Source organism: Raoultella sp. (assembly GCF_039594335.1).
Classification (GTDB): domain Bacteria; phylum Pseudomonadota; class Gammaproteobacteria; order Enterobacterales; family Enterobacteriaceae; genus Klebsiella.
The window spans coordinates 1-3,258 of sequence record NZ_JBCNNS010000263.1 but is presented as its reverse complement, the minus strand read 5'-3'; the positions used below and the strand labels follow the sequence as shown (position 1 = coordinate 3,258).

Genomic DNA, 3,258 nt, shown 5'->3' with positions numbered 1-3,258 from the left:
CAGGCGGCGCGGAACGATAGTGGCCCGGCACCTTAACCACCGGAGACCACTCCGGCAGCACAGGAATCGGCGGCGGCGCCAGCGGCGAGAAATGCCCTGCGGCATAAACCACTTTGCCATCCACCACCGTCAGCACCGACTCAATGCCTTTGATCTCCTCTTCCGGCACGCTGAAATAGTCTTTGGACAGCACCACCAGGTCGGCCAACTGATCTTTCTCAATGCGCCCTTTTTTACCTTGTTCACTGGAGAACCAGGCGCTGCCTGCGGTCCACAGTTCCAACGCCACGTCGCGCGGTAGACGGTTACTCTCGTCATACATCGCCATGCCGCCCACGGTACGCCCGGAGACCAGCCAGTAGAGCGCGGTCCACGGGTTGTAGCTCGCGACACGCGTCGCATCGGTCCCCAGTCCCACCGGCAGGTCCAGCGCCAGCATTTTCGCCACCGGCGGCGTATGCTTGACCGCATCTTTGCCATAGCGATCGACAAAATATTCGCCCTGGAAAGCCATTCGGTGCTGCACCGCGATACCGCCACCAAGCGCCTTCACGCGTTCAATATTCCGCTCGGTAATGGTCTCAGCATGGTCAAAGAACCAGTGCAGACCGTTAAACGGAATATCGTGGTTCACCTTCTCAAAAACATCCAGCATCCGGCTGATGGATTCATCATAGGTGGCATGCAGACGGAATGGCCAGCGGTGCTCCACCAGATGGCGCACCACTCGCTCCAGCTCATCTTCCATCCCTTCCGGCAGGTCCGGACGCGGCTGCAGGAAATCTTCAAAATCCGCCGCCGAAAAGACCAGCATTTCACCGGCGCCGTTGGCGCGGAAAAAGTCGGTCCCCTGCCCCGGCTTCAGCATATCGGTCCAGCGTTCGAAATCATCCAGCTCCTGTTTTGGCCGCTGGGTAAACAGGTTATAGGCAATGCGCACGGTCATCTGCTCTTGCGCATGCAGCTGTTCAATAATTTCATAATCTTCCGGGTAGTTCTGGAAACCGCCCCCGGCATCAATCGCGCTGGTAAGGCCAAGCCGGTTCAGCTCACGCATAAACTGACGCGTCGAATTGATCTGCTGCTCCAGCGGCAGCTTCGGCCCTTTCGCCAGGGTCGCGTAGAGAATCATCGCGTTAGGTTTAGCAATCAGCATCCCGGTGGGGTTACCGCGGCTATCGCGCACGATTTCACCACCGGCAGGATCCGGCGTCTCTTTGGTGTAGCCCACGGCCTTCAGCGCCGCACGATTCAGCAGCGCGCGATCGTAGAGATGCAGGACAAATACCGGCGTATCCGGCGCCGCCTCGTTCAACTCCTCGAGGGTCGGCATACGCCGTTCGGCGAACTGAAACTCACTCCAGCCGCCAACAACTCGCACCCACTGCGGAGACGGCGTGCGATCGGCCTGATCCTTCAGCATGCGCAGCGCGTCCGCCAGCGAGGGAACCCCCTCCCAGCGCAGCTCAAGATTATAATTCAGCCCGCCGCGGATCAGGTGCAGGTGGGAATCGTTCAGACCGGGGATCACCGTATGGCCCTGCAGATCGACTATCTGCGTCCCCTGCGCAGCAAAACTCATGATCCGCTCGCTGCTGTCAGTGGCGAGAATCTTGCCTTTAGCGATAGCGATCGCCTCGGTGAACGGGTTTGTGCGGTCGAGAGTATGAATTCGACCGTTGGTCAGGATCAGTGTGGCAGTTTGCGACATAACGCTCTCCTTCAGGAGTTCGGGAGGCTGGCTCAGTTTTTCTTTAACCAGCCAGCAAACAAACGGGTCACGATGGGCATCCAGAACCAGACCACCAGCGCGACCACACAGGCATCATTTATCAAATGCAGCAGCAAGCTTCCCCGCAATGAGGGGAGGAACATCCCGGTCAGCCAGGGCACCAGGTTCGTGCTGGGAAAAATCACCAGCAGCGTAATCAGAAACTGCTTCCAGCGCAGCGGCTGGCGAACGTGCGCTGCGGGTGGCGTGAACCAGAACGCCGGTTCGGTCCGCACTTCTGTGCGATCGCCTTCATTGAGCAGCGGCGCGATTTCCGCAACCAGTTCGCGACGTGTTTCTGACTGCGTCCAGGCATAGAGGTGTTCAATGGTGTCAAAACGAATAATGACGCTCCATAAATTCTGCCCGGCGGTCGGACGAATCACGTTAGCGCCCAGATGGCCGGGAAACTCTGCCGCGACGGGCATAATTTTACCTAACCATTGCTCATAGCGTTCCCCGTGCTCGGGGTCGAGCGTATGGCTTATTACCAGGGTCACCGATTTTTGTTGCGTCATGACCGAGCTCCTTGCTGCGGAAAATGGCAGGATTTCCCGCCATTTTCCATAAATGACAAGACACAAAATCATTCATGCTGCATCGAGGCGGCCAGATTGTACGTCTTCGGTCACTGACATAAGTCAGTAACCGGGGCGGGCAAACAAAGCCAACAACGAGGTAGCTTGAAGGATGAAGTGTATTCAGGCTTTACGTTCCGGCGCGCCGTGCACCATGGTGTAGGCGTAATCTACGCCCATCCCGTAGGCACCGCTGTGTTCGCGAACCAGATCCATGACCGCGTCATACGTCTCTTTGCGTGACCAGTCGCGCTGGTATTCCAACAGTACCTGTTGCCAGGTAACCGGTACGGCGCCGGCCTGCACCATGCGGTCAATTGCGCGTTCATGGGCGTCAACGGAGGTGCCGCCGGAGGTGTCGGTAACCACATAAACTTCAAACCCCTCTTCCAGCGCCATTAGCGCCGGGAAGGTCAGGCACACTTCGGTCCATAGCGCAGAAATAATCAATTTTTTGCGCCCGGTGGCTTTGACTGCCTTAACAAAAGCGTCATCTTCCCAGGAGTTCATCGACGTACGTTCAATCGGTTTAACCTGCGGATGGACCGCCAGTAATTCTGGCCAGATATAGCCGCTAAAGCTTTTGGTTTCAACGGAAGTATAAATAACCGGAACATTAAAAATTTTGCCGGCTTTAGCCAGGGCAACGGTATTGTTTTTCAGTGTCTGGCGGTCAATATTGGCAACGCCAAACGACATCTGAGGCTGATGGTCAATAAAGATTAGGGCAGAGTTAGTTGGATCGATCAGTTCCCGAATAGACATTAAACACCTTCTTAATTAATAAGTTAAAGAGATATAAAATACACTTCTGTGGGTCTGAATCGTGACGGATAAAGCATGCTGAGTATAGTCAGTTATTTCTAACGAGTTATTAAAGAAATTCTCTGTGCTATTTCTGAATACATC

3 protein-coding genes are annotated in these 3,258 nt (G+C 55.5%); all 3 read right to left on the bottom strand.

What is annotated here, in order from left to right:
- Positions 1–1,711 (bottom strand): amidohydrolase (locus ACZAHD_RS22715; RefSeq protein WP_462458738.1); only part of this gene is annotated, 1,711 nt, incomplete at its 3' end.
- Positions 1,712–1,743: 32 nt separating this feature from the next.
- Positions 1,744–2,289 carry an antibiotic biosynthesis monooxygenase gene (locus tag ACZAHD_RS22710; RefSeq protein WP_462458737.1) on the bottom strand — a complete coding sequence of 182 codons (546 nt, stop codon included), beginning with the start codon at positions 2,287–2,289 and terminating at the stop codon, positions 1,744–1,746.
- A gap of 183 nt (positions 2,290–2,472) precedes the next feature.
- Positions 2,473–3,114, bottom strand: a complete 642-nt coding sequence (locus ACZAHD_RS22705) for a hydrolase (protein WP_462458736.1) — start codon at positions 3,112–3,114, stop codon at positions 2,473–2,475.
- Positions 3,115–3,258 lie beyond the last annotated feature (144 nt).

Bases quoted from the DNA above. Each gene is read 5' to 3' on its own strand.
- ACZAHD_RS22710 (WP_462458737.1), bottom strand. From the start codon at position 2,289: ATGACGCAACAAAAATCGGTGACCCTGGTAATAAGCCATACGCTCGAC.
- ACZAHD_RS22705 (WP_462458736.1), bottom strand. From the start codon at position 3,114: ATGTCTATTCGGGAACTGATCGATCCAACTAACTCTGCCCTAATCTTT.